This window comes from Synechococcus sp. PROS-7-1 (genome assembly GCF_014279795.1).
Classification (GTDB): Bacteria; Cyanobacteriota; Cyanobacteriia; order PCC-6307; family Cyanobiaceae; genus Synechococcus_C.
This window is the reverse complement of the sequence record NZ_CP047945.1, coordinates 2,142,756-2,164,599: the sequence shown is the minus strand read 5'-3', so window position 1 is coordinate 2,164,599 and position 21,844 is coordinate 2,142,756. Positions and strand designations below refer to the sequence as shown.

Annotated in this window: 17 protein-coding genes, 2 tRNA genes and 3 rRNA genes; 12 read left to right on the top strand and 10 right to left on the bottom strand. The window is 56.9% G+C overall.

Annotated features, from left to right (window positions below; all coding sequences use genetic code 11):
• Positions 1–49: 49 nt before the first annotated feature.
• Positions 50–991 carry a vitamin K epoxide reductase family protein gene (locus tag SynPROS71_RS11825; RefSeq protein WP_186595290.1) on the top strand — a complete coding sequence of 314 codons (942 nt, stop codon included), beginning with the start codon at positions 50–52 and terminating at the stop codon, positions 989–991.
• Between the two features lie 21 nt (positions 992–1,012).
• On the opposite strand, the gene nadB is transcribed toward SynPROS71_RS11825, so the two are convergent.
• From nadB to SynPROS71_RS11810, 3 genes are all read right to left on the bottom strand, one after another.
• A complete protein-coding gene (nadB, locus tag SynPROS71_RS11820; RefSeq protein WP_186595288.1) occupies positions 1,013–2,683 on the bottom strand; it encodes an L-aspartate oxidase in 1,671 nt (556 codons plus the stop codon).
• Positions 2,684–2,736: 53 nt separating this feature from the next.
• Positions 2,737–3,114 (bottom strand): photosystem II complex extrinsic protein PsbU, encoded by a 378-nt coding sequence (gene psbU, locus SynPROS71_RS11815; RefSeq protein ID WP_186583456.1) that lies wholly within the window; start codon positions 3,112–3,114, stop codon positions 2,737–2,739.
• Positions 3,115–3,226: 112 nt separating this feature from the next.
• The gene (locus SynPROS71_RS11810) at positions 3,227–3,946 is read right to left on the bottom strand and encodes a DUF3120 domain-containing protein (RefSeq protein WP_186598070.1); all 720 of its coding nucleotides are present in this window, start codon (positions 3,944–3,946) and stop codon (positions 3,227–3,229) included.
• A gap of 147 nt (positions 3,947–4,093) precedes the next feature.
• Here SynPROS71_RS11810 and SynPROS71_RS11805 point away from each other — a divergent pair, with 147 nt between their 5' ends.
• From SynPROS71_RS11805 to SynPROS71_RS11755, 11 genes are all read left to right on the top strand, one after another.
• The gene (locus SynPROS71_RS11805; protein ID WP_186595287.1) at positions 4,094–4,954 is read left to right on the top strand and encodes an undecaprenyl-diphosphate phosphatase; all 861 of its coding nucleotides are present in this window, start codon (positions 4,094–4,096) and stop codon (positions 4,952–4,954) included.
• 19 nt (positions 4,955–4,973) lie between these two features.
• Positions 4,974–6,371, top strand: a complete 1,398-nt coding sequence (locus SynPROS71_RS11800) for a TIGR03279 family radical SAM protein (RefSeq protein WP_186595286.1) — start codon at positions 4,974–4,976, stop codon at positions 6,369–6,371.
• A 24-nt stretch (positions 6,372–6,395) separates the two neighbouring features.
• On the top strand, positions 6,396–8,117 hold the full coding sequence (locus SynPROS71_RS11795; RefSeq protein WP_186595285.1) for a TolC family protein: 1,722 nt from the start codon (positions 6,396–6,398) through the stop codon (positions 8,115–8,117).
• Between the two features lie 13 nt (positions 8,118–8,130).
• Entirely contained in the window at positions 8,131–8,934 is an 804-nt protein-coding gene (locus SynPROS71_RS11790; protein WP_186595284.1) for an inositol monophosphatase family protein, read from the top strand.
• 598 nt (positions 8,935–9,532) lie between these two features.
• Positions 9,533–11,017: ribosomal RNA gene (locus SynPROS71_RS11785) — 16S ribosomal RNA — on the top strand.
• 184 nt (positions 11,018–11,201) lie between these two features.
• Positions 11,202–11,275: transfer RNA gene (locus tag SynPROS71_RS11780), tRNA-Ile, on the top strand.
• Positions 11,276–11,284: 9 nt separating this feature from the next.
• Positions 11,285–11,357: transfer RNA gene (locus SynPROS71_RS11775), tRNA-Ala, on the top strand.
• A gap of 448 nt (positions 11,358–11,805) precedes the next feature.
• Positions 11,806–14,671 (top strand): 23S ribosomal RNA (locus SynPROS71_RS11770).
• Positions 14,672–14,786: 115 nt separating this feature from the next.
• A 5S ribosomal RNA gene (gene rrf, locus SynPROS71_RS11765) occupies positions 14,787–14,903 on the top strand.
• Together the 16S, 23S and 5S rRNA genes with 2 tRNA genes alongside form the textbook arrangement of a ribosomal RNA operon.
• Before the next feature lie 97 nt (positions 14,904–15,000).
• Positions 15,001–15,933: a YihY/virulence factor BrkB family protein gene (locus tag SynPROS71_RS11760; RefSeq protein ID WP_186598069.1), complete on the top strand. Its 933-nt coding sequence runs from the start codon at positions 15,001–15,003 to the stop codon at positions 15,931–15,933.
• A 50-nt stretch (positions 15,934–15,983) separates the two neighbouring features.
• The gene (locus SynPROS71_RS11755; protein ID WP_186595283.1) at positions 15,984–16,331 is read left to right on the top strand and encodes a hypothetical protein; all 348 of its coding nucleotides are present in this window, start codon (positions 15,984–15,986) and stop codon (positions 16,329–16,331) included.
• 18 nt (positions 16,332–16,349) lie between these two features.
• Here the strand turns inward: SynPROS71_RS11755 and SynPROS71_RS11750 are convergent, their stop codons facing one another.
• The 7 genes from SynPROS71_RS11750 to SynPROS71_RS11720 form a co-directional block, all read right to left on the bottom strand.
• Positions 16,350–16,727: a DUF2834 domain-containing protein gene (locus SynPROS71_RS11750; RefSeq protein ID WP_186595282.1), complete on the bottom strand. Its 378-nt coding sequence runs from the start codon at positions 16,725–16,727 to the stop codon at positions 16,350–16,352.
• Complete coding sequence (xseB, locus tag SynPROS71_RS11745) at positions 16,720–17,001, bottom strand: exodeoxyribonuclease VII small subunit (RefSeq protein WP_186595280.1); 282 nt, start codon at positions 16,999–17,001, stop codon at positions 16,720–16,722. Before xseB ends, SynPROS71_RS11750 begins: the two co-directional genes overlap by 8 nt.
• Before the next feature lie 47 nt (positions 17,002–17,048).
• Entirely contained in the window at positions 17,049–18,197 is a 1,149-nt protein-coding gene (gene xseA, locus SynPROS71_RS11740; protein WP_186595278.1) for an exodeoxyribonuclease VII large subunit, read from the bottom strand.
• On the bottom strand, positions 18,187–18,372 hold the full coding sequence (locus SynPROS71_RS11735) for a hypothetical protein (RefSeq protein ID WP_186598112.1): 186 nt from the start codon (positions 18,370–18,372) through the stop codon (positions 18,187–18,189). The genes xseA and SynPROS71_RS11735 overlap by 11 nt, the downstream gene beginning before the upstream one ends.
• 94 nt (positions 18,373–18,466) lie before the next feature.
• Entirely contained in the window at positions 18,467–18,613 is a 147-nt protein-coding gene (locus tag SynPROS71_RS11730) for a high light inducible protein (RefSeq protein ID WP_011934079.1), read from the bottom strand.
• Between the two features lie 68 nt (positions 18,614–18,681).
• A complete protein-coding gene (hrpB, locus tag SynPROS71_RS11725) occupies positions 18,682–21,204 on the bottom strand; it encodes an ATP-dependent helicase HrpB (RefSeq protein WP_255442523.1) in 2,523 nt (840 codons plus the stop codon).
• A gap of 230 nt (positions 21,205–21,434) precedes the next feature.
• The gene (locus tag SynPROS71_RS11720; protein WP_186585983.1) at positions 21,435–21,818 is read right to left on the bottom strand and encodes a hypothetical protein; all 384 of its coding nucleotides are present in this window, start codon (positions 21,816–21,818) and stop codon (positions 21,435–21,437) included.
• Positions 21,819–21,844 lie beyond the last annotated feature (26 nt).

The following is a 21,844-nucleotide window of genomic DNA, read 5'->3' as shown; positions in this document are numbered from 1 at the left end:
AAATCCCGTTCCCACTCCTGCCACAATTCATCCATCTTCTGCAGCTCGCATGGCCGCCAGCAGACTCACCAGCCGCCGTCGTCAGGACCAAGGCTCCAAATGGGTACGGATCGCCATGGCCGTTCTGGCCACCGTGGGGGTGATTGACACAGGTTCGATCACCCTGAAGCGTTGGGGCCTGCTGGGGAACCTCACATGCCCGATGGGGGCAGACGGTTGCGACAAGGTGCTCAACAGTCCTTGGGGAACTCTCTTTCAGGGCGATGGTTTCAGTGTCCCGCTCTCGTTTGCGGGTTTTCTGGCTTACGTGGCCGTTTTGATCATGGCCCTGGTTCCTCTGCTCCCAGGACTGTCAGAAAACCGCGGTGATCTCGCCCGACGCACCTGGTGGGGACTCTTCACCGTGTCCCTGGGCATGGCGGTCTTCAGCCTCGTGCTGGTTGGCTTGATGGTGTTCAAGATTCAGGCGTTCTGTTTCTTCTGCGCGCTGTCAGCAACTCTTGCCATCCTTCTTTTGATTTTCGCCGTGGCTGGCGGGGGGTGGGACGACCCATCCAAGTTGTTCTTTCGTGGATTTTTACTGGCTCTTGTCGTGTTGCTGGGAAGTCTGATCTGGGCCTCCGTTCTCGATCCGGAGCGTCCGGATGCCGCTGTGACGGGTGCCGGTGCTCCTCCTGTGGTGACCACCGAAAGCACGCCGAGCAAGGTGGCTTTGGCAGACCATCTCACCGCTACCGGTGCCGTGATGTACAGCGCTTACTGGTGCCCCCATTGCCATGAGCAAAAGGAGGCGTTTGGGAAAGAAGCAGCGCAGAAGCTCAAGGTGATTGAGTGCGCCGCGGATGGCCAAAATAATCAGCGTGCACTCTGTGAGAGCAAGAAAATCGAGGGTTTCCCCACCTGGGAGATCAACGGCAAGCTTGATTCCGGCGTCAAGCCTTTGAAAGTGCTTGCCCGTTTGTCTGGCTTCAAGGGAGACAGCAACTTTTAGTGGTTAAGCGGCCTATCCGGCTCAATCGGTGACTGGCCGGGTGTGGATGAGGGCGCCCTTGACCTGGCGACTGTGGCAACGCCACTGCGGAAGCGGTGTTGGGGCATCACTTCGGAAGTGGCCTCCCCGGCTTTCGGTACGGAAGAGGCAAGCCTCCAGCAGCAGTCGGCTTGCCTGCTGGCGGTGGTGAAGGTCGAGGAGAAGGTTGATGTTGCTGCGGCAGGTTTCCTCCAGTTGGAAGCATCGATCTTTGTCCTGGTTTCGCATCGCCTCAAGCAGCGGGCTGCATTGCAGCGCGTCGTTGTCTTTGAGCAGCTCTCGCAAGGTCTGCTGCATCCCGCTCACGCGTCGATCGACTCCGGCCATGTCCCAGCAAGCTGATCGGAGCGCGTTGATCGATCGGTTGAGGGATTCAGCAGCAGGCCCAGGCGAGGACATCGGGAAAGGTTCCGGACCTTTACAAGAAATGATTGGTCTGCTCCGGTCGTTCAGCGCGATGTTCCTGAGTCGTCCAGCAAATACAAGACACTCCATTAATGAGTTGCTGGCCAGCCTGTTGGCACCATGCACCCCGGTGCACGCCACCTCCCCAACGGCGAAAAGGCCGGGAATGGTTGTAGCGGCCTGTAGGTCCGTGGCCACTCCTCCCATCCAGTAGTGCGCGGCAGGTGCCACCGGGATCGGATTGTGCAAAGGATGGAGTCCGTACTCCCGGCAGCGCTCAAGAATCGTCGGAAAGCGTCGTTCGGCCTGCTCTGCTGAAATTGGTGAGAGATCCAGCCCCAGACTGCTCAATCCCTGGTCGCGCATGCATCGCAGCAGGGCTCGGCTCACCTGATCGCGTGGGGCAAGATCACGTTGGGGAAGCATTGCCACAGGACTTCGTCCTGAGGGATCCACCAAGACGGCGCCTTCGCCACGAACGGCTTCTGAGATCAGGAAGCAGGGCGCGTCAGCGAGTTTGAGCGCCGTGGGATGGAACTGAACAAATTCGAGATCGTCAACTGCAGCACCGGCTTGCCACGAGAGCACAACGCCTTCACCACAGGCCTGAGGTGGATTCGTGGTGTTGGTGTAGAGATGGCCTCCTCCTCCAGTGGCCAGCACGACCGCTCGGGCTGGAACCCAGTGAAGCCAAGGGCCATCAAGAATCTGAACGCCGCAGCAGCGTTGGTTATCGACCCAAAGTTGAGTGACCCGGACACCGCGGCGATGCACCAGGCCGGGTCTGGCTTCGACGCGCTCTCGAAGAACATCCACCAAAGCCCTGCCGGTGCGGTCCTGCACGTGCAACACACGATGCTGGCTATGGGCTGCTTCAAGGGTGGTCGCAAGGGACCCATCGCGATTGCGGTCGAATGCCATGCCGAGGGCAAGCAACCGTTCAACGCAGTGGGGTGCCTGGTCCACCAGGAGACGGACGGCATCGCCATCACAAAGACCGGCTCCAGCCTTCAGGGTGTCGTCCCCATGAAGGAACTGAGAATCTCCAGGACCCGTCACCGCGGCGATGCCCCCTTGCGCCCAGCGGCTTGACGAGCGCTTACCAGCATTCCTGTTGAGAAGCAGGACGTTCAGCTCAGGAGGGAGCTCCAGGCAGGTCATCAGACCTGCAGCGCCTGCTCCAACAACCACAACATCCCAGGGGCCGTTATGGATCGGATCCTGAGATGTTGATCGCTCTCTGCTCATTGGAGCTTGTCGTAAACCACCGGTGGATCCGGCGGTTCAACCATGACGCATTCTTAGCGGTACTGCCCGTCGTTAATCCTGTCGAAGCCCTCGTTCAGGGCAATCGAGGGTGCGGTCACAGTGAAATTGTCGCGATATTTCTCAAACAGTTCCTTCTGGCGATCGGTGAGATCAAGAGAAAGCACATCATCCACACTCTCGTAAGGACCGCCCAGCACGATTTTGCCTGCCAGGGTTGGATACATCCCGGGGAATTGCTGGAAGCGCCGCACGGATGAGTTGTTCAGATCAACCTTGTCGCCACGTTCGGCGATCTTGTCGTCAGCCACATTGCGGATGTCAGCGGCCTGAACGTCAGAGGGCATGGCCAGAGTCATCAGCAAGCCAGCCATGACCACGAGACCTGTCAGCCAGGACAGCAGACGCTTCATGAAATTCTCCGTCTGAGAATCGGAACGGGATATGCCGGCGGAACCGACCAGCAAACCTTACAAGTGCTCTCCCCAGGCATCGCATAAAACCGCAGGGTTTTTGCAGTTCGTTTCAGATGAGCCCGCTCAGGCCTGGTGCCAGCAAAGAAACCCCCAAGAAAACCCCATCAATCACCAAGGTGGTGAACAGCACCGAGGTAGCCACTGCCCATGCGGAAGAACCGTCTCCAAATTGATCAGCTCTGGAACGGCATTCAGCCACCAGTCTGGTAATCAAGGCCGCCGCAAGGATTACGACCAGGAGAGACTTTGGTGTTAAGACCTGAGAGGCTGCCTGCCTTAGCAGACCGGGTGCTTGGTCGGCCGTGGCCGTCACCACATCAGGCCAGAGGGTCATTACCCCGGAGATGGCCATCGAGAGATCAGTGAAGGCAGTTCCAATCAAGGACGCCAGGTAAAAGGCACACGCGCAACGCCAGCGGGTGTTCAGTCCTGCCACCGCCAGAGGAAGCGCGAACGCCTCCACCGGCAAATGCAGAACTGGGTGCGCAGGCAACCATCCCCAAAACAAACTTCCCGCCATCCAACTGCCACTGAATCCCAAGATGAGGGCTCCGAGATCGCGCTGTTGGCTCCGCTCAGCGTTAAGGCTCAACAGGATTCCCACGACAGCAAGACTGAGCCCGAACAGACAGGAACTGAACGGTTGTTGACGAACCCATGGCGCTTGCACGAACACAGGCATCACCACAAGAGCAGATGCCCAAAAGGGCAGGGACGCCAAAACTGCAGTGGTTGGGAGCCTCTGCTTGCCCAGGGCCGGGTTTTGCATCAGCCCACTGGACAAGGCGTCACCTCCGCAATGTGAAGAAAGAATCGAAACCTTAGAAGATTCGAGCGTGAGCCACGGCCGCACGCTCAATGTTCAGCAGCACTGGCATCCAAAGCCCGTTGGGCATAGCGTCCGTCAACCCAACCATTGGAATCTGCGGTGTCGGAGCCCGGTCTTCTTGAAGCCATCTGGAGAGATTTCGTTCTCGGCGTAGTGCAGGGCCTCACTGAGTTCCTGCCCATCAGCAGCACAGCCCATCTCAAAATTGTGCCGGTGCTCGCCGGTTGGGGGGATCCAGGCGTCTCGGTGACCGCTGTGATCCAACTGGGCAGCATCGTTGCGGTAATCGCCTACTTCAGGGCGGATTTGGCCGGTGTTCTGCGCGGGATCAGTGGTGCTGTTCTGAGGGGGCAGTGGCGGGAGCCGGAGGCGCGACTGGGAATCGCCATGGCGATCGGCACCCTGCCCATCCTGTTTGCCGGACTTGCCATCAAGCTGTATTGGCCTGGTTACGAAACCTCGCCGCTGCGCAGCGTGCCCGCAATCGCCGGTGTGTCCATCCTGATGGCCCTGCTTCTTGCCCTCGCCGAACGCATGGGACCGCGCTCCAAGCAGCTCAATCAGGTGCAGGGCCGGGATGGGTTGGTTGTGGGATTGGCCCAGGTTCTGGCCCTGATTCCCGGTGTCTCTCGCTCCGGCAGCACACTCACCGCGTCGCTGTTTGACAGTTGGAAACGGCCCGACGCAGCTCGGTTTTCTTTTCTTCTGGGCATTCCGGCTATCACCATTGCGGGATTGGTTGAGCTCAAGGATGCGTTCACTGAGCCCAGTGCGGGGGGGGTGCTGCCCCTGATGGTTGGCATCGTTTCCGCAGCAGTGGTTTCATGGTTGGCCATCGATTGGTTGCTCAAGTTCCTGCAGCGACACAGCACCTGGGTGTTTGTGATCTATCGATTGCTTTTCGGAGTTCTTCTGCTGGCCTGGTGGGCTGGCCCTGGCTCAAACTGAAATCAGTTGAATCCATTTCGTGTGGAATGAACCCTCTGCGGGTGTGGCCGTTGCTGCTCTCGATCCCTCCAGTGCTGGGCGTCAGCCCCAGCCTGCGGTTGTGGCATCAGTGGAACCTGGTTCGATCGGTGAGGAGCTCGGCTTCGAACCCGGCGATCAGCTGCTCAGCATCAATGGTGTTCGCCCACGAGATCTGATTGATTACCGCTATCTGACCGTTGAAGAGGATCTCATCCTTGAGGTACGAGACAGCGCTGGGGCGCTCCATCGCGTTGAACTCGAAAAGGATGCGGATGATGGCCTCGGGCTTGCGTTCACCGAGGCGCTGTTTGATGGCTTGCGGCAATGCACTAACCGCTGTCCGTTCTGTTTCATCGATCAGCAGCCGCCTGGGCATCGCGACAGCCTTTATCTGAAAGACGACGATTACAGGCTCAGTTTTTTATACGGCTCCTACCTGACGCTGACCAATCTCAGCGAAAGCGACTGGACTCGCATCGAAGAGCAACGCCTCACCCCCCTCTTCGTGTCGGTGCATGCGACAGAACCAGGCCTGCGCTCCCGACTGCTCGACAACCCCCGGGCGGGTGATCTGCTTCAACAGCTCGACTGGTTCGCGCACCGGGGATTGCAGATTCATGCGCAGGTGGTGGTCTGCCCAGGGCTTAACGATGGCGAGGCTTTGATCCGCACACTTTCCGACCTGGCGCGATTTGGGACTGGGGAATGGCCCGCCGTTCTCTCCGCCGCGGTTGTTCCTGTGGGGTTGACGCGCTTCCGGCCTGCTGAGGATGGTTTGCGGGCTGTCACGCCGGCAGATGCACGCACAGTGATTGAGGCTGTGGAATTGCTTCAAGCCCGATTCCAGCAACAGATCGGTAGTCGGTTCGCCTGGCTGTCTGATGAGTGGTATCTGATGGCTGGTCAGCCCTTGCCTCCGAGGAGTAACTACGAAGATCTCCCTCAACAGGAAAATGGTGTCGGCACGATTCGGGCCTTTCTTGAAGCCCTCGACCAGGCCACAGAGACGCTTCCCGAAAGGATCGACTCGCCTCTTCACAGCAGTTGGGTGGTGGGCCGTCTGGTGGATCGGGCTTTGGCCCCGGTGCAAGCACGCTTGAATCAGGTAAATGGCGTCTCGCTCACCTTGCATGGATTGCCAAGCCCTTACTGGGGCCAGGATCAGGTGGTGACAGGTCTCTTAACCGGAGAAGACCTGTTGAAAGGACTCGCGGATCAACCGTTGGGGGATCAGCTGCTTCTCCCCTCTGTGATGCTCCGCCAGGGCCAGCCTGTGTTCCTGGATGACATGACCCTGGATCAGTTGCAAGACCAACTGCCGGTGCCGATTCGGATCGTGCATGGAGCAGCTGACATCGTGGCTGCTGTTCTCGGTCAGCAGCCCAAAACCCCCTAAGCTCCGCCCAGCCCCGGATTTGTTGTGCGTCGGACTGTTGCAGGTCTTCTGTTAATTGCAGGAGTATTGCCCTCTGTTACCCATGCACCGGTCAGGGCAGAGGAGGTTTCGGGTGTTGAGGCTTCGTCGGCAGCCGATGGTTCGGCGCTGATCGACCAGTCGACGCTCCCCACCGCGACCGAGATCAAGGGTTCAAGGCCGAAAGCAGATCCCTCGGTTCTCCCCCCTGCCGCAACCACACTTCCTGAGAATCAAGAATCCCTTAAAGCACCCCCGAGCCTTGCTCTGCCTGACAAGCCTGAGCAAGTAAGAATCCGTGAGCTACGACCACTCACGCTTGCCGAGGTGGAACGTCTGGTTGAGGTCAACAATCCCAGCCTCAAAGCAGTGGCGAGCCAGGTTCAACAAGCCAAATCAAGCCTGCGTGCAGCGCTCTCGGCCTGGTATCCCACGCTCAATCTCAATGCCAACGGTCTGCCCCAGTACCTCGCTGGCGAGCAACAAACCTTCGACCCCACCCGATCTCAGACTGTGAACCCTTTGACGGGGCTTGAGCAATCTGAAGGTCGAGTCACGAATACAGAGATTGTGTCTGCCAACTTTGGAGCCCAGTTGAACTGGAATTTGATTGACCCGGCCAGGGTTCCCCAGATCGCGGCTGCAAGAGATACCTATGAGCGCGCCCGAGACACCTATTTGATCTCGTTGCGTGAGCTTCGACTGCAGGCGGCGACGTCTTATTTCCAGCTTCAGCGTCAAGATGAACAGGTTCGGATCGGTCAACAATCCGTGCGAGCTTCACTGGTGAGTCTTCGCGATGCGCGAGCTCGCTACCAGGCGGGTGTGGCCACCAAGCTCGAGGTTTTAGAAGCCGAAACTCAGCTCGCCCGTGACCAACAGCTGCTCACCAATGCTCTCGGCGACCAGGTGAATGCACGTCGATCCTTGGCCTCGCTCATGGATCTTCCTCAGGACATCACTCCCACATCCGCTGCACCTGCGCGTGTGCTTGGACTGTGGGAACCATCGCTTCAGGAAAGCATCATCGCGGCCTACACCTTCCGGGAAGAGCTCGATCGAGTGCTTCTCGACATTTCGATTAACAACAGCAACGCCAATGCTGCGCTGGCGGCTGTTCAGCCTGTGCTGAGCATCTTCAACAATTTCACGTCCCAGCGTTTCCAGGGTGAAACCAACACGCAGCCTCCAGTGAGCACCGAGGTGTATGGATGGAGCTTCGATAATTCGGTGGGCTTGTCGGCCACCTGGAACATTTTCGATGGGGGGCGGGCCCGCGCGCAGTACCGCCGCAACAAGCAAGCTGCCGAGGAGAGCCAGTACAACTTTGCCTCCGAGCGCGACAGCATCCGCAGGGAAGTGGAACAAAGTTTTTACGACCTGAGAGATGCGCAGCAAAACATCCGCACAACAACGCGTGAAGTGCTTTCAGCCACTGAGTCTTTGCGTTTGGCCAGGTTGCGTTTCCAAGCGGGGGTGACAACCCAGCGCGAGGTGGTCGATAACCAACGCGATCTCACCAGTGCTGAGGTGCGTTATGCCGATGCAGTTCTGAGCTACAACGCCAGCCTGGCTGAGCTGAGGCGTCGCACGGGTTTGGATCAAGTGAAAGTTTGCCCGCCCCTCAATCTGCCTGGCAAGAAACCTGAGGTGGATCGCATGGAGTCTGTTCCCATTGAACCGGCTCCCAATACGCCAGCCTGTGAGGCGTCTCAGCTCGGCGCTTGAGCCTTTTCGGACGGTGACTTCAGCTCCCCTCTCTCCGGCGCAGCTGCTGGCTGTCCATCAACTTCTTGATGGCGTTGCCGAGAGACAACGGCACGATTTTGGTCACATCGTTTCCGATGTGAAGCCAGACGGGAGTCTGATCACCGCTTGTGATCGTTGGAGTGATGAGACCCTGGTCCAGGGGTTTGCTCAGATTTGCTCAGGCGAGAGCACGCTGAGTGAGGAAGGGGAGAAGCATTGTCCGGCCACGTCTGCGTTCTGGGTGGTGGATCCACTGGACGGCACAACGAACTTTGCGGCCGGCATTCCCTATTGGGCAATTTCTGTTGCGCGTTTTGTGGATGGTCGGCCGATGGAAGCGTTTCTGGACATTCCTTCTTTAAAGCAGCGCATCGTGGCGATCCGGGGCCATGGTGCCTGGCGCAATGGCAAACGACTGACTGCTGAAACCCGTCTGGCGGCAGGAAGTGCCTGCGTTTCGCTCTGCAGCCGAGCGATTCGGGTGTTGCAGCGCCGCCATCAAGAGCCGTTTCCAGGAAAGATCCGTTTGCTCGGGGTTGCAAGCCTCAATCTTGTGAGTGTGGCGATGGGCCAGACCGTGGCGGCCCTGGAGGCCACCCCAAAGATCTGGGATCTCGCTGCGGCCTGGTTGGTGCTGTCTGAGCTTGGTTGCCCTGTGCTCTGGTTGCGTGAAGATCCAACCGCTCTTGTTCCAGGTCGCGATCTCTCTGATGTGGGTTTCCCTGTGCTCGCGGCCACTTCCGAGGACCAGCTGAAGCGGCTCAAGCCTTGGGGCGAGTCTCTGTTGTTGCCCTGATCTTTGAAGGGGTTGCGCTTGGGGGTGTGTGTGGTGTTATGGTTATGGACTGCGCGGGAGGCAGAAGCCCGAAGCGCAGCTTCTGAACAAGGAGAGCGAGAGCTTGATGTGTTCAGGAGTGCTTACAAGCCAAGAGGGAGCGATCCCACGGTGTTGTAAGTTTCTCAAGCGGTCGCGAGACCGCACCGCCAACCGCTCCTGAGAGGGAGTGCGACGGCAGAACCTGGACAACTGAAAAGTTTAGGAACTGACGCTTTCATCGCGTTTGTTGCTGATGAATCAACTGCGAAGTTGAGGAGTGAGTGATGAATGAAAGAGCGATGAAGGTGTGAGGTCCCGTCAACAAAAATTCGTTGCAAAGAAGCATTGCGCTTACAACTTGAGGGTTTTCACGAGCTCTTGTGTTGTCGGTGTGCGCAGTGTGGAGCAACAACCGGATCTGAGATCCTGGAAAGTCATAGATAGAGAAATCTAGATGTGCACTCTTAAGAACACTTCTGTGTCAGCGGAAGGAGGCCTCAACTATTGCCAGAATGTCTGAGTAATGGGTGACGCAAATCAAATTGAGACGGTGAAAGTCGTTAAGAGGATTTGATCTACAACGGAGAGTTTGATCCTGGCTCAGGATGAACGCTGGCGGCGTGCTTAACACATGCAAGTCGAACGAACCTTCGGGTTAGTGGCGGACGGGTGAGTAACGCGTGGGAATCTGCCCTCAGGAGGGGGATAACGGCTGGAAACGGCCGCTAATACCCCATATGCCGAGAGGTGAAATGAATTTCGCCTGAGGATGAGCCCGCGTCTGATTAGCTAGTTGGTGAGGTAAGAGCTCACCAAGGCATCGATCAGTAGCTGGTCTGAGAGGATGATCAGCCACACTGGGACTGAGACACGGCCCAGACTCCTACGGGAGGCAGCAGTGGGGAATTTTCCGCAATGGGCGAAAGCCTGACGGAGCAACGCCGCGTGAGGGATGAAGGCCTCTGGGCTGTAAACCTCTTTTCTCAAGGAAGAAGATCTGACGGTACTTGAGGAATAAGCCACGGCTAATTCCGTGCCAGCAGCCGCGGTAATACGGGAGTGGCAAGCGTTATCCGGAATTATTGGGCGTAAAGCGTCCGCAGGCGGCCCTTCAAGTCTGCTGTTAAAACGTGGAGCTTAACTCCATCATGGCAGTGGAAACTGTTGGGCTTGAGTGTGGTAGGGGCAGAGGGAATTCCCGGTGTAGCGGTGAAATGCGTAGATATCGGGAAGAACACCAGTGGCGAAGGCGCTCTGCTGGGCCATAACTGACGCTCATGGACGAAAGCCAGGGGAGCGAAAGGGATTAGATACCCCTGTAGTCCTGGCCGTAAACGATGAACACTAGGTGTCGGGGGAATCGACCCCCTCGGTGTCGTAGCCAACGCGTTAAGTGTTCCGCCTGGGGAGTACGCACGCAAGTGTGAAACTCAAAGGAATTGACGGGGGCCCGCACAAGCGGTGGAGTATGTGGTTTAATTCGATGCAACGCGAAGAACCTTACCAGGGTTTGACATCCTGCGAACCTCTTGGAAACGAGAGGGTGCCTTCGGGAACGCAGTGACAGGTGGTGCATGGCTGTCGTCAGCTCGTGTCGTGAGATGTTGGGTTAAGTCCCGCAACGAGCGCAACCCACGTCTTTAGTTGCCAGCATTTAGTTGGGCACTCTAGAGAGACCGCCGGTGATAAACCGGAGGAAGGTGTGGATGACGTCAAGTCATCATGCCCCTTACATCCTGGGCTACACACGTACTACAATGCTACGGACAAAGAGCAGCAAGTTCGCGAGGACAAGCAAATCTCATAAACCGTGGCTCAGTTCAGATCGTAGGCTGCAACTCGCCTACGTGAAGGAGGAATCGCTAGTAATCGCAGGTCAGCATACTGCGGTGAATACGTTCCCGGGCCTTGTACACACCGCCCGTCACACCATGGAAGTTGGCCACGCCCGAAGCCGTTACTCCAACCCTTGTGGAGGAGGACGTCGAAGGTGGGGCTGATGACTGGGGTGAAGTCGTAACAAGGTAGCCGTACCGGAAGGTGCGGCTGGATCACCTCCTAACAGGGAGACAAACAACGATTTTGATGTCTGAGTATTTTATTCTTAGGCCGAAATCCTGTCACCTTAGGTCGATCGGTACCTCAGCTTTGAAGCCATCAAATTTGCAGCGATGCAGATGAGGATGGTGGAGATTTTTAGTTCCTAAACTTTGTCTAGGTCACACCCCTGAAGGGATGAGACTCCTGGGCCATTAGCTCAGGTGGTTAGAGCGCACCCCTGATAAGGGTGAGGTCCCTGGTTCAAGTCCAGGATGGCCCATTCGGTGTTGGGGGTTTAGCTCAGTTGGTAGAGCGCCTGCTTTGCAAGCAGGATGTCAGGAGTTCGAGTCTCCTAACCTCCACTGACCAAACTGTATCCCCATCTCCAAAAGGATATTGGAGTATGAGTTCGACTGGAGTGTGATTTTAGACGTGTCCGCTGGATGACCCCAGCTTCCTGTCATTCCAAATGAAAGCAAAAAAGGTTTTGCTGAATGTATTTGGTTGATAAGATGCTGGGCTCAAGTCAAATGATCAAGCAATTGATGATTTGATTTGAAGTTCTAGCAGAACCTTGACAACTGCATAGGTGAGTCTGGAAAGAATAAAGCATCTCATGGATGATGCGATGACTCTAAATAATGATCCGAAAGGATGATTAAGAGGAGTGATTGCGAATTCTATAGAGCAAGAGCCGAGACTCCATCACGTTCTTTTGATTGTGTCGAGCAATCAAGAGTTTGATTCTTGATTCAGCAATGAATCAGGGAGAATCTGTTTCAACGACAGCAAGCGTGTTGGAGATTATATGGTCAAGCTACAAAGGGCTCACGGCGGATACCTTGGCACACAGAGGCGATGAAGGACGTGGTTACCTGCGATAAGTCTCGGGGAGCTGGAAACACGCTTTGATCCGGGAATTTCCGAATGGGGCAACCCCTAGAACGGCCAGCTGAATCCATAGGCTGGCGCGAGCCAACCCAGCGAACTGAAACATCTTAGTAGCTGGAGGAAAGGAAAGTAAAAACGACTCCCTAAGTAGCGGCGAGCGAACGGGGAAGAGCCTAAACCGACAGTTTCGACTGTCGGGGTTGTGGGACAGCAATGTGGATCAGGAATGTTAGTGGAAGTGTTTGAAAGACACGCCACAGAGGGTGAAAGCCCCGTACACGAAAACTGAACTGACCTAGCTGTATCCCGAGTAGCACGGAGCACGTGAAATTCCGTGTGAATCAGCGAGGACCACCTCGTAAGGCTAAGTACTCCTGTGTGACCGATAGCGAAACAGTACCGCGAGGGAAAGGTGAAAAGAACCCCGGGAGGGGAGTGAAATAGAACATGAAACCGTGAGCTTACAAGCAATGGGAGCCCTACTCATAGGGTGACCGTGTGCCTGTTGAAGAATGAGCCGGCGACTTATAGGCACTGGCGGGTTAAACCGGAAATGGTGGAGCCATAGCGAAAGCGAGTCTGAATAGGGCGTTTGTCAGTGTTTATAGACCCGAACCCGGGTGATCTAACCATGGCCAGGATGAAGCTTGGGTGATACCAAGTGGAGGTCCGAACCGACTGATGTTGAAAAATCAGCGGATGAGCTGTGGTTAGGGGTGAAATGCCAATCGAACCCGGAGCTAGCTGGTTCTCCCCGAAATACGTTGAGGCGTAGCGTCTCGTGCTCCAGCAGGGGGGTAAAGCCACCATTTCGGTGCGGGCTGCGAGAGCGGTACCAAATCGAGATGAACTCTGAATACCCTGTGTGTAGCGAGGCAGTCAGACTGTGGGGGATAAGCTCCATGGTCGAGAGGGAAACAGCCCAGACCGCCAGCTAAGGTCCCCAAATCAACACTAAGTGATAAAGGAGGTGGGATTGCCCAGACAACCAGGAGGTTTGCCTAGAAGCAGCCATCCTCAAAGGAGTGCGTAATAGCTCACTGGTCGAGCGATCCTGCGCCGAAAATGAACGGGGCTAAGTGTTGTACCGAAGCTGCGGATTTATGGTAGGGGAGCGTTCTATGTGGGGCGAAGCGTTAGCGTGAGCGGGCGTGGACTGCATAGAAGTGAGAATGTCGGCTTGAGTAGCGAAAACATGGGTGAGAATCCCATGCACCGAAACCCTAAGGGTTCCTCCGGCAGGCTCGTCCGCGGAGGGTTAGTCTGGACCTAAGGCGAGGCCGAAAGGCGTAGTCGATGGATAACAGGTCAACATTCCTGTACCGGTTATGTTTTGGGAAGAGGGACGGAGAAGGCTAGCCAAGCCAGATGTTGGTTACTGGTTCAAGCGTTCGAGGCGTTGAGGAGCGGAGAAAACGTTCCGAGCTGAGGCGTGAGTACGAGCTGCTACGGCAGCGAAGTTGGTGATGTCATGCTTCCAAGAAAAGCTCTATACCCGTTAAGGCATAACTGCCAGTACCCGAAACCGACACAGGTGGGGTGGTAGAGAATACCGAGGTGCGCGAGGTAACTCTCTCTAAGGAACTCGGCAAAATGGCCCCGTAACTTCGGGAGAAGGGGTGCCACCGCAAGGTGGTCGCAGTGAAGAGGCCCTGGCGACTGTTTACCAAAAACACAGGTCTCCGCTAAGTCGCAAGACGATGTATGGGGGCTGACGCCTGCCCAGTGCCGGAAGGTTAAGGAAGCCGGTCAGCGTAAGCGAAGCTGGCGACTGAAGCCCCGGTGAACGGCGGCCGTAACTATAACGGTCCTAAGGTAGCGAAATTCCTTGTCGGGTAAGTTCCGACCCGCACGAAAGGCGTAACGATCAGGGCGCTGTCTCGGAGAGAGGCTCGGCGAAATAGAATTGTCTGTGAAGATGCGGACTACATACACCCGGACAGAAAGACCCTATGAAGCTTTACTGTAGCTTGGTATTGTGCCCGGGCTCTGAATGCGCAGGATAGGTGGGAGACGTTGAACCAGTGCTTGCGGGTGCTGGTGAGTCAATGGTGAGATACCACTCTTTCAGAGCTAGGGTTCTAACGTTCACCCGTTATCCGGGGAGCGGACAGTATCAGGTGGGCAGTTTGACTGGGGCGGTCGCCTCCTAAAAGGTAACGGAGGCGCGCAAAGGTTTCCTCAGGCTGGTTGGAAATCAGCCGACGAGTGCAAAAGCAGAAGGAAGCTTGACTGTGAGACCTACAAGTCGAACAGGGACGAAAGTCGGCTTTAGTGATCCGACGGTTCTGAGTGGAAGGGCCGTCGCTCAACGGATAAAAGTTACTCTAGGGATAACAGGCTGATCTCCCCCAAGAGTTCACATCGACGGGGAGGTTTGGCACCTCGATGTCGGCTCATCGCAACCTGGGGCTGAAGTCGGTCCCAAGGGTTGGGCTGTTCGCCCATTAAAGCGGTACGCGAGCTGGGTTCAGAACGTCGTGAGACAGTTCGGTCCATATCCGGTGTATGCGTAGGAATATTGAGAGGATTTCTCCCTAGTACGAGAGGACCGGGAGGAACGCACCTCTGGTGTACCAGTTATCGTGCCAACGGTAAACGCTGGGTAGCCATGTGCGGAGTGGATAACCGCTGAAAGCATCTAAGTGGGAAGCCCACCTCAAGATGAGTATTCCCATGGGGTAACCCAGTAAGGTCACGGGAAGAACACCCGTTGATAGGCTCTACGTCGAAGTCCAGTAATGGATGCAGCGGAGGAGTACTAATAGACCGAGGGCTTGACCATTAATTTGGCTCTTGTCTGAGGCAAGTTTTATTCAGACAGACACATGATCTAAAGCGAGAGCTTTAGGTGATGACCTATGCAGTTCTCAGGGTTCACCCCTTGGGAATGAAACTATCCTGGTGTCCATGGCGCTGTGGAACCACTCCGATCCATCTCGAACTCGGTTGTGAAACGCAGCAGCGGCGACGATATTTGGGGGGTAGCCCCCTGAGAAAATAGCTCGATGCCAGGTAAAACATTCCAAACGAAGAAAGCCACCCCGAGGGGTGGCTTTTTTTGTGCCTTCTTTCATGCGCGCTAGTTTGGAGGTACGGTGCAATCTTGATCTGATGGCCAAACGGCTACTTCTGCGCCGAATCGTGCGTTCTCTCTGGTTGGCTTATCAACGTTGGGCGGGAACAGACTGTGTGGATCTCAGTGCTGCTTTTGCGTATTACACACTGCAGTCGATTTTCCCGATCCTTCTGATTTCCTTGTCCCTTGCTTCATTTTTGTTGGGAAGGCAGGATAATCTCGATCAAGAAATTATTAGTTATGCCAGTGGCGTTTTGCCGCCTCCTGCTGTTGCAATTGTGCGACAGACGTTGATTCAGCTGGTGCAGCAGGGCTTTGGTGCCGGACTTCTTGGTGCTGCAGTTCTGCTTGTGACTGCAGGGAATGTCTATTTGACGCTTCAGAGGGGTGCGGATCGCATTTGGAGAGATGCTCTTCGGCCGTTGCCGGACTCAATCCCTCTGGGAGCTCAAGCTTTTCAGTTTGTGCGCGTGCGTATCGAAGCCTTTTTTATTGTGATTCTGATTGGTCTTTTGATTGTTGCGGATCAGATTGGTGCCAATTTGCGGATGATTCCCGCTGGTGCCCTCGAAGACTTGCAGCAATCTCTTCCTTGGTTGGCTGATTTTCTTGATGGTTTTCCACTGATCCAGGTTGGGCGCGTGTTGTTTTCTTTTGCGGGATTTTCTGCCATGGCACTGCTGTTGCAGGCTCTCTTGCCAAGTCGTCGTGTGCCTTTCATTCCTTTGATCCCTGGGTCGCTGCTGATTGGGTTTTTGTTGACGGTTTTAAATCTTGCCGTGAGTCGAAGTGTTCTTTCACTTGGAGCCCGCTTTCAGGCTTATGGAGTCATTGGTGGCGTTTTGGTGCTTACGTTATGGGTGTATATGGTTGGCGTTGTGATTTATTTTGGTCAGTGTTGGAGTGTTGAACTCGCTTTGCTGAGGCAGAAGCAGTGTGGAGATCCGCTCGCTTCTCGCATCCATTGATCAGTGAATCAAGTCATCATGAATTCTGTTCGTTTCGTGTGAGGTTGTGAATGGGTCGTGTTCCTCCTCTCGTCTGGCTATTAGCCCTGCTTCTGTTGCTGCCTACGACAGTCGGACGCGCTTTGGTTGGGGTTTTTGGCGGAGCAGTCCTTCTGCTGCTGAGCCTCTCTCTGGTTTTGGGGGGCCTTGGTTGGTTGGGCTGGAAGCGGATGCAAAGCCAATTCAAGGTTTGCGGTGCTTGTGGTACCAACAACCTTGGTTCGGCGACGGCCTGCGTTGCCTGTGGCGCGTCTCTGGAGATTGGTTCCCAATCCTCGGCGAATCATTCATTCGATGCCGACGCCACACCAGCTAGTTCGGCAACGATCGACATCACTGCTGAGGATGTGGATTCCTAAAGATCCAACTTTGTCCGATCACACAGAAGATTGTTCAGGAGAAGCCGCAGACCCTTCTGCTGCCAGTTCGTTCAGACGTCGCTCGCGTAGGTAAAGGAATAGGGGGCCTCCGCAAGCAAAGGAAATGGTGACACAAGCAAGAAGTGTGAGCCGCCAGCCCTTCACGTCCAGGCGGCGTCCTTCGAGGACAATCCAGATTGAGAATGCGCTCGCTGCAATTAAGAGATCACGGCTGAGTGAACGTGAAGCGGCAGTGAGATTGGCGTCACTGATAAAGCCTGCGATGTCAAAACCAGTTGCTGTGCTGGATTGCATGAACTCAAGATTGGCTTGCCATGGAAGGACGGCGCCGAGCACTGCCAGCGTTAGATAGATCCAGGGCAACGTTCTAGACACGAGGTGGACAATCCTTTGATTCGCGTTCCAGCGTATCGGGATTGAGTAAGGCAACGCTCTGTTCCACCTCTTTCAGCAGTTCTTCGCATCGGCTCAGATAGATCTCGGCCCGCTGATGACTTCCTTGCAGTTCAGCCAATGGAATTGAATCATCCTGAAGTTTCGTCAGCAGCAGATCCAGTGCTTGGAGAGACTCCTCGTAGCTCAGAGATGCGGCATCCTCTTTCCACTGGCTTTGTTCATCGTCTTGTGATTGCTTCGATTTGCGTGGCATCGGAATGGTTGGCTGAGGTTGTTTCGTTGGTTTCTGCTTGAGAAGCCTCAGGAATTGCTCCTGATGGCCACTGTGCTGACATCGATCTCTCCGTCGCTGAGGTGAATGACCAGTGGCTGAGACGGACTGGCATCAGCGACGGTTTGAAGCAGGCGTCCGTCGCTGCGGGTCACGGTGGCGAAACCACGGGCCAGCCATCGTTGGGGAGACAGGGCCTGCAGCAGCTGTCGGCGTTGTTCCAAGCGTTCACGTTTCCTCGCCGCGACTGCCGCAGGACAGGATTGAATCAGGACGTCTCGTCTTTGGATCAAACGTTCTTCCTCTCTGCGCAGTCTCCAGATTTGCGACTGCAGCAGTTGCCTTCGGCATTGGCTGAGGAACTGCAATGCCGCGGTTCGGGTGGGCAGAAGGCTCACAATGGCTGCAGTCGGCGTTGCCGCTCGAAAATCGGCGACAAGATCGGCGACGGTGAGGTCGTCTTCATGGCCCAGGCCTGTGACTACAGGGACGGGGAAGTGCGCCAACGTTCGGCAGAGGACTTCATCGTCGAAGACCATCAGGTCCTCTCGGCTTCCTCCCCCTCGCGCCAAGACGACTGCATTCACCCGCAATCTCTCCACTTGCTGAGCCAAGCGCTCCAGCACAGAGCAGATCTTCGGTGCAACATCTCCTTGTACGGGGATTGGGATCACGAGGAGCTCGGTCAAAGGCCAGCGTTCCTTCGCTGTGCGCAACATGTCGGCGAGAGCTGAGCTCGGAACGCTTGTGAGCAGGGCGATCCGCTGGGGTGCAAGTGGAAGGGACCTCTGTCTTGCAGGATCAATCAGTCCTTCCTTGCTGAGAAGCGCTTTCACCGCCTCGAAGCGCCGCTCGATCGTGCTCCTGCTTGGACGCAAGTCGATCGCCTGAACGGCAAGGCTGGCCCGAGCGGCCCAGAAGTTCAGTTTTCCCACCACCGTGACGCCTTCGCCTTCAGCGGGGACGAAGTTCAGTTGCTGCAGCCTTGAAGCCCAGCAAACAACAGTGATGCTTGCGTCCCCGTCGCTGAGCGTCAGCCAGAGATGTCCTTTCTTGATTTGCGGACGCAGGGCACTGCCGTGCACTAGGAACCTGGGAGCAAAACCTCGTTCGAGAAGGGCTCCGACGGAAACGTTTAACTCCTGCACGGAGTAGCTGGGAATGCTGTCAGCGTTCAAGACGGCGGTAAGCGAACCACCAATACAGGCAGAGGGCACTGGCCAGAACACTGACGATCTGGCCCCAGGGTTGGGTCAGTTGCGTGAGCGCAATGGCAAGAATCACCAGTGCACTGCTGAGCAACCTCGCTCCATCGCGTCGGTTCTTGGCAAAAAATGGAAGCAATCGACTCATCAAGCGGCCTTCACTCTCTCGCAGAGCGGATGTCATAAAAAAGCCCACCGGAAGTCCAGTGGGCTTGAAGAGAAAATGCAGTTGGACGCTGAAATCAGCCGAGGCCGATCTGGGTCAGGATGCCCTGGCCGGTGAGCAGCTCGGTGCCAAGGCCGATCACGAAACCGAGCATGGCCAGACGGCCGTTCCAGGTCTCAGCGAAGTTGACGAAGCCGAAGCGGGGTTGTGCGGAGTCAGACATGGTGGAAGGTCCCTAACGAGACCAATGTAACAAAGAGTTGACTTTTATTGACTGTCGCTACGGCGACATCAGGAGGTCTTTTTGGTTTTGCGCGTTGCAACAGCATCCTCTGGGGAATCAGGCCATGGATGTTTGGGGTATCGACCGCGCATCTCCTTGCGAACGTCGTGATAGCTCCCTTCCCAGAATCCCCGCAGGTCACTCGTGCGCTGCAGGGGGCGGCCCGCAGGTGAGAGCAGTTCCAGGGTGATGGGAAGGTCTCCATTCAGCAGGCGAGGACTGTCTGTGCAGCCGAACATCTCCTGAAGCTTCACGGCGAGAAGGACCCCATCCTCTTCGTAGGTCAGTGCCGCATCGCGCCCGCTGGGGATGCGAATGGTCGTGGGCAGTAGCGCGTCAAGTTTGCGTCGAAAGCTCCACGCAATGTCTCCCCAGAGGGCCTCAAGCAGGCTCGCTTCACCCAGCTCCCCCCAGCTGCGGCATTCCAGGCTTGCTCCCTTGAGCCAATGCTCTGGATGCTGTTGGAGGTAGGACTTCTCGCGGCATGGCCAAGGTGTGCCGATGCGCTGGTGGACCAGCTGAAGCCGTCGGCGAAGCTGTTCGCTGTGTTGACTCCAGGGCAAAAGCGCTAATCCCTCATGCCTGAGCCGTTCGAGTAAAACAACGCTGATGGCCTCGGTTGAAGGGTTGGGCCAAGGCTGACGCTTCAGCTCAAGAGCGCCGAGGGACAAAATCCGTTCTGCGCGGATTTTCTGTTGACGGTCGTCCCACTCGACGTCTTCCCGCCATTGCCCTTCGGCTTCCGCGAGACTTTCAAGCCAGCTCTTGGGCATGGCGATGGCCAAGCGGATCCGTGCGTCACGACCACTGAGATCGAGCTGAGCCACGGCGAGCGCTTCGGCATGGCTCAACGGATCGTCGTCTTGAAGGGTGGCTCCTCGTCCTTGCCTCAGAAGAAACTTGCCTGGGCGTTGGTCGCGGGCACGAGCCAGCCATTCGGGGAAAGCTTTGGCCACCAGGAGTCCAGCCATCCAGTCCCAGGCCTCGTGCGGGGGGACGCCGCGGGGAATGTCCGTGAGCCTGTCCAGCTCCCGTTGCCATTGCTTGCTCTGCTGAAGGATGGCGGCAAGAGCTGTTGTTCCACCCTGCCGCTTTGATTGCCGGAGCGTCTGCAGCCCGCGCAGGAGATCGCACCCTTCAGAGCGAAGGCCAGGAGGGTTCCGCTCGCTCAGCAGGGCCGCGAGATCGCAGCCAAGCTGCTCGATCCCCCAGCGACGGGCTTCAACCATCATCAGCCCCAGCCTGGGATGAGCGCCGAACGTCGCCACATGGCGACCCTTCTTGGTGATCTGTCCTTCTGGATCAATCAGGCCGAGCTGCTGCAGCTGCTGACGCCCTTCAAGAAAGAGGGCTTGCGGAGGCGGTTCAAGCCATGCCAAGTCCTCCCCTAATCCGGCTCCCCAGCGAGCGAGATCGAGCAGGGTTGGCTGTGGATCAGCCCGTTGGAGTTCGGGTAGATCCTGCAGAGGGCGTCGCTGCTGTTCGGCAGGAGACCACAGGCGGACGCAGCGTCCAGGCGCCTGTCGACCTGCACGCCCCCGTCGTTGATCAGCGCTGGCTTGACTGGCAGGAACCGTCTCCAGTCCCTCCATCCCCGTGCCCGGATCAAACCGCGTGTGACGGCTCATGCCGGCGTCGATGACGAGTCGAACGCCGTCGAGGGTGAGTGAGCTTTCAGCAATGGATGTGGCGAGCACCACACGGCCATCCCATTCGCGATTGCAGGGGCGAAGGGCGTAAGCCTGCTGATTGAGAGACAGCTGGCCGTGAAGGGGAACGCTCTCCCAGCCCTCCAGCCGGTTCGAGGCCTTGATCCGCCGGATGCAGCGGTCGATTTCCTTGAGACCCGGCAGGAACACCAGCACAACCGGGGGATGGGTGCTGGTTCGCCGTTCGTTCTCGAGAAAGGGCAGCTCTGCCTCGAGCGCGCGGAGCACATGCTGATCCAGGGACTCCTGGTTGCGTGGTGGACAGTGGAGGGTGTCGACGGGAAAGGCCCGTCCCTCGCTGCGCAGGGTCCTGGCCCCATCCAGCTGTCGACTGAGGTCGCCGAGCTGCAGCGTCGCCGACATCAGCAGAACCCTCAAATCCGGTCTGAGCAGGCCCCTCGCCTCGCGCAGCAGTGCCAGGGCCACGTCGCTGTCCCGACGACGCTCATGAAACTCATCGAAGATCACACAGGTCACCCCGGAGAGGTCGGGGTGTGCCTGAAGCCTGCGCAGAAATAAGCCATCGGTGATGGCTTCAATGCGGGTCTTGGAGGAACGCCTTTGTTCGTTGCGTACCGAGTAACCAACGCGTTCGCCGAGGGGTTCGCCGAGTGAGTCCGCAAGACGAGCTGCTGCTGCCCTCGCTGCAAGTCGTCTGGGCTCAATGAGGAGGACCTTGCCCTCCATGGATTCGCCATCGGCAAGCTCGCCGATCAGCGCCAGGGGGACGCGGGTGGTTTTCCCAGCCCCTGGAGGAGCCTGCAGGATCACGGTGGCCCCTGGTATCAGCAGGGACTTCAGCTCCGGCAGCAGGGGATCAATGGGGAAGGGACCCGTCAGGGGCTTCTCCCGTTAGCTGAATAGCTCGAGAACTCCCAGTAGGAGAAGGCTGCTGAGCGCTCCCATGGCAGCGAGAAGGCGCACAAGAGGCGCGATACGAAAACGGAGTGTGGCCATGAAGAAAACCTTAAAGGCCGAAGTGACTCTGTTCTAGTTCGACTCCTCTATTTGCACCAGCTCCGCTTTGCAGGGCTTCACAGATCTGCCAATGATCAGCGCACGTGCCTGGCGCCATCCACAGGGTGATACTCCTCGCCCGTGAGCTCCTCATAAACGATCGCTGGAAGCCCCGTTTCAAACATGGTCTGGAGGGCTTCCTTCAGATAAGGGTTCCAGCCACCGGTGCTCACCTGCCCATGCCGCACCGTCCAGTCCCATGTCCCCTGAAGGTCTCTTGGGATGCGTCCTTCGCGATCTCTGCGGGCTACGAGGTCGAGAGACTCAACCAGGCCAACCTGCACGGGATCTTTGCCGTAGGCCGGTGTCAGGCTCAGTTCCAGGCGAACGGGATCCTCTTTGAGAAGGCGAAGCCGGAAACGCGGCGGCAACTTCACGGATTTGATCACTGCAGCAACGATCCGTGTTCTTTGGTCCACCAGGAAGTTCCCCCCTACGAGTCCGA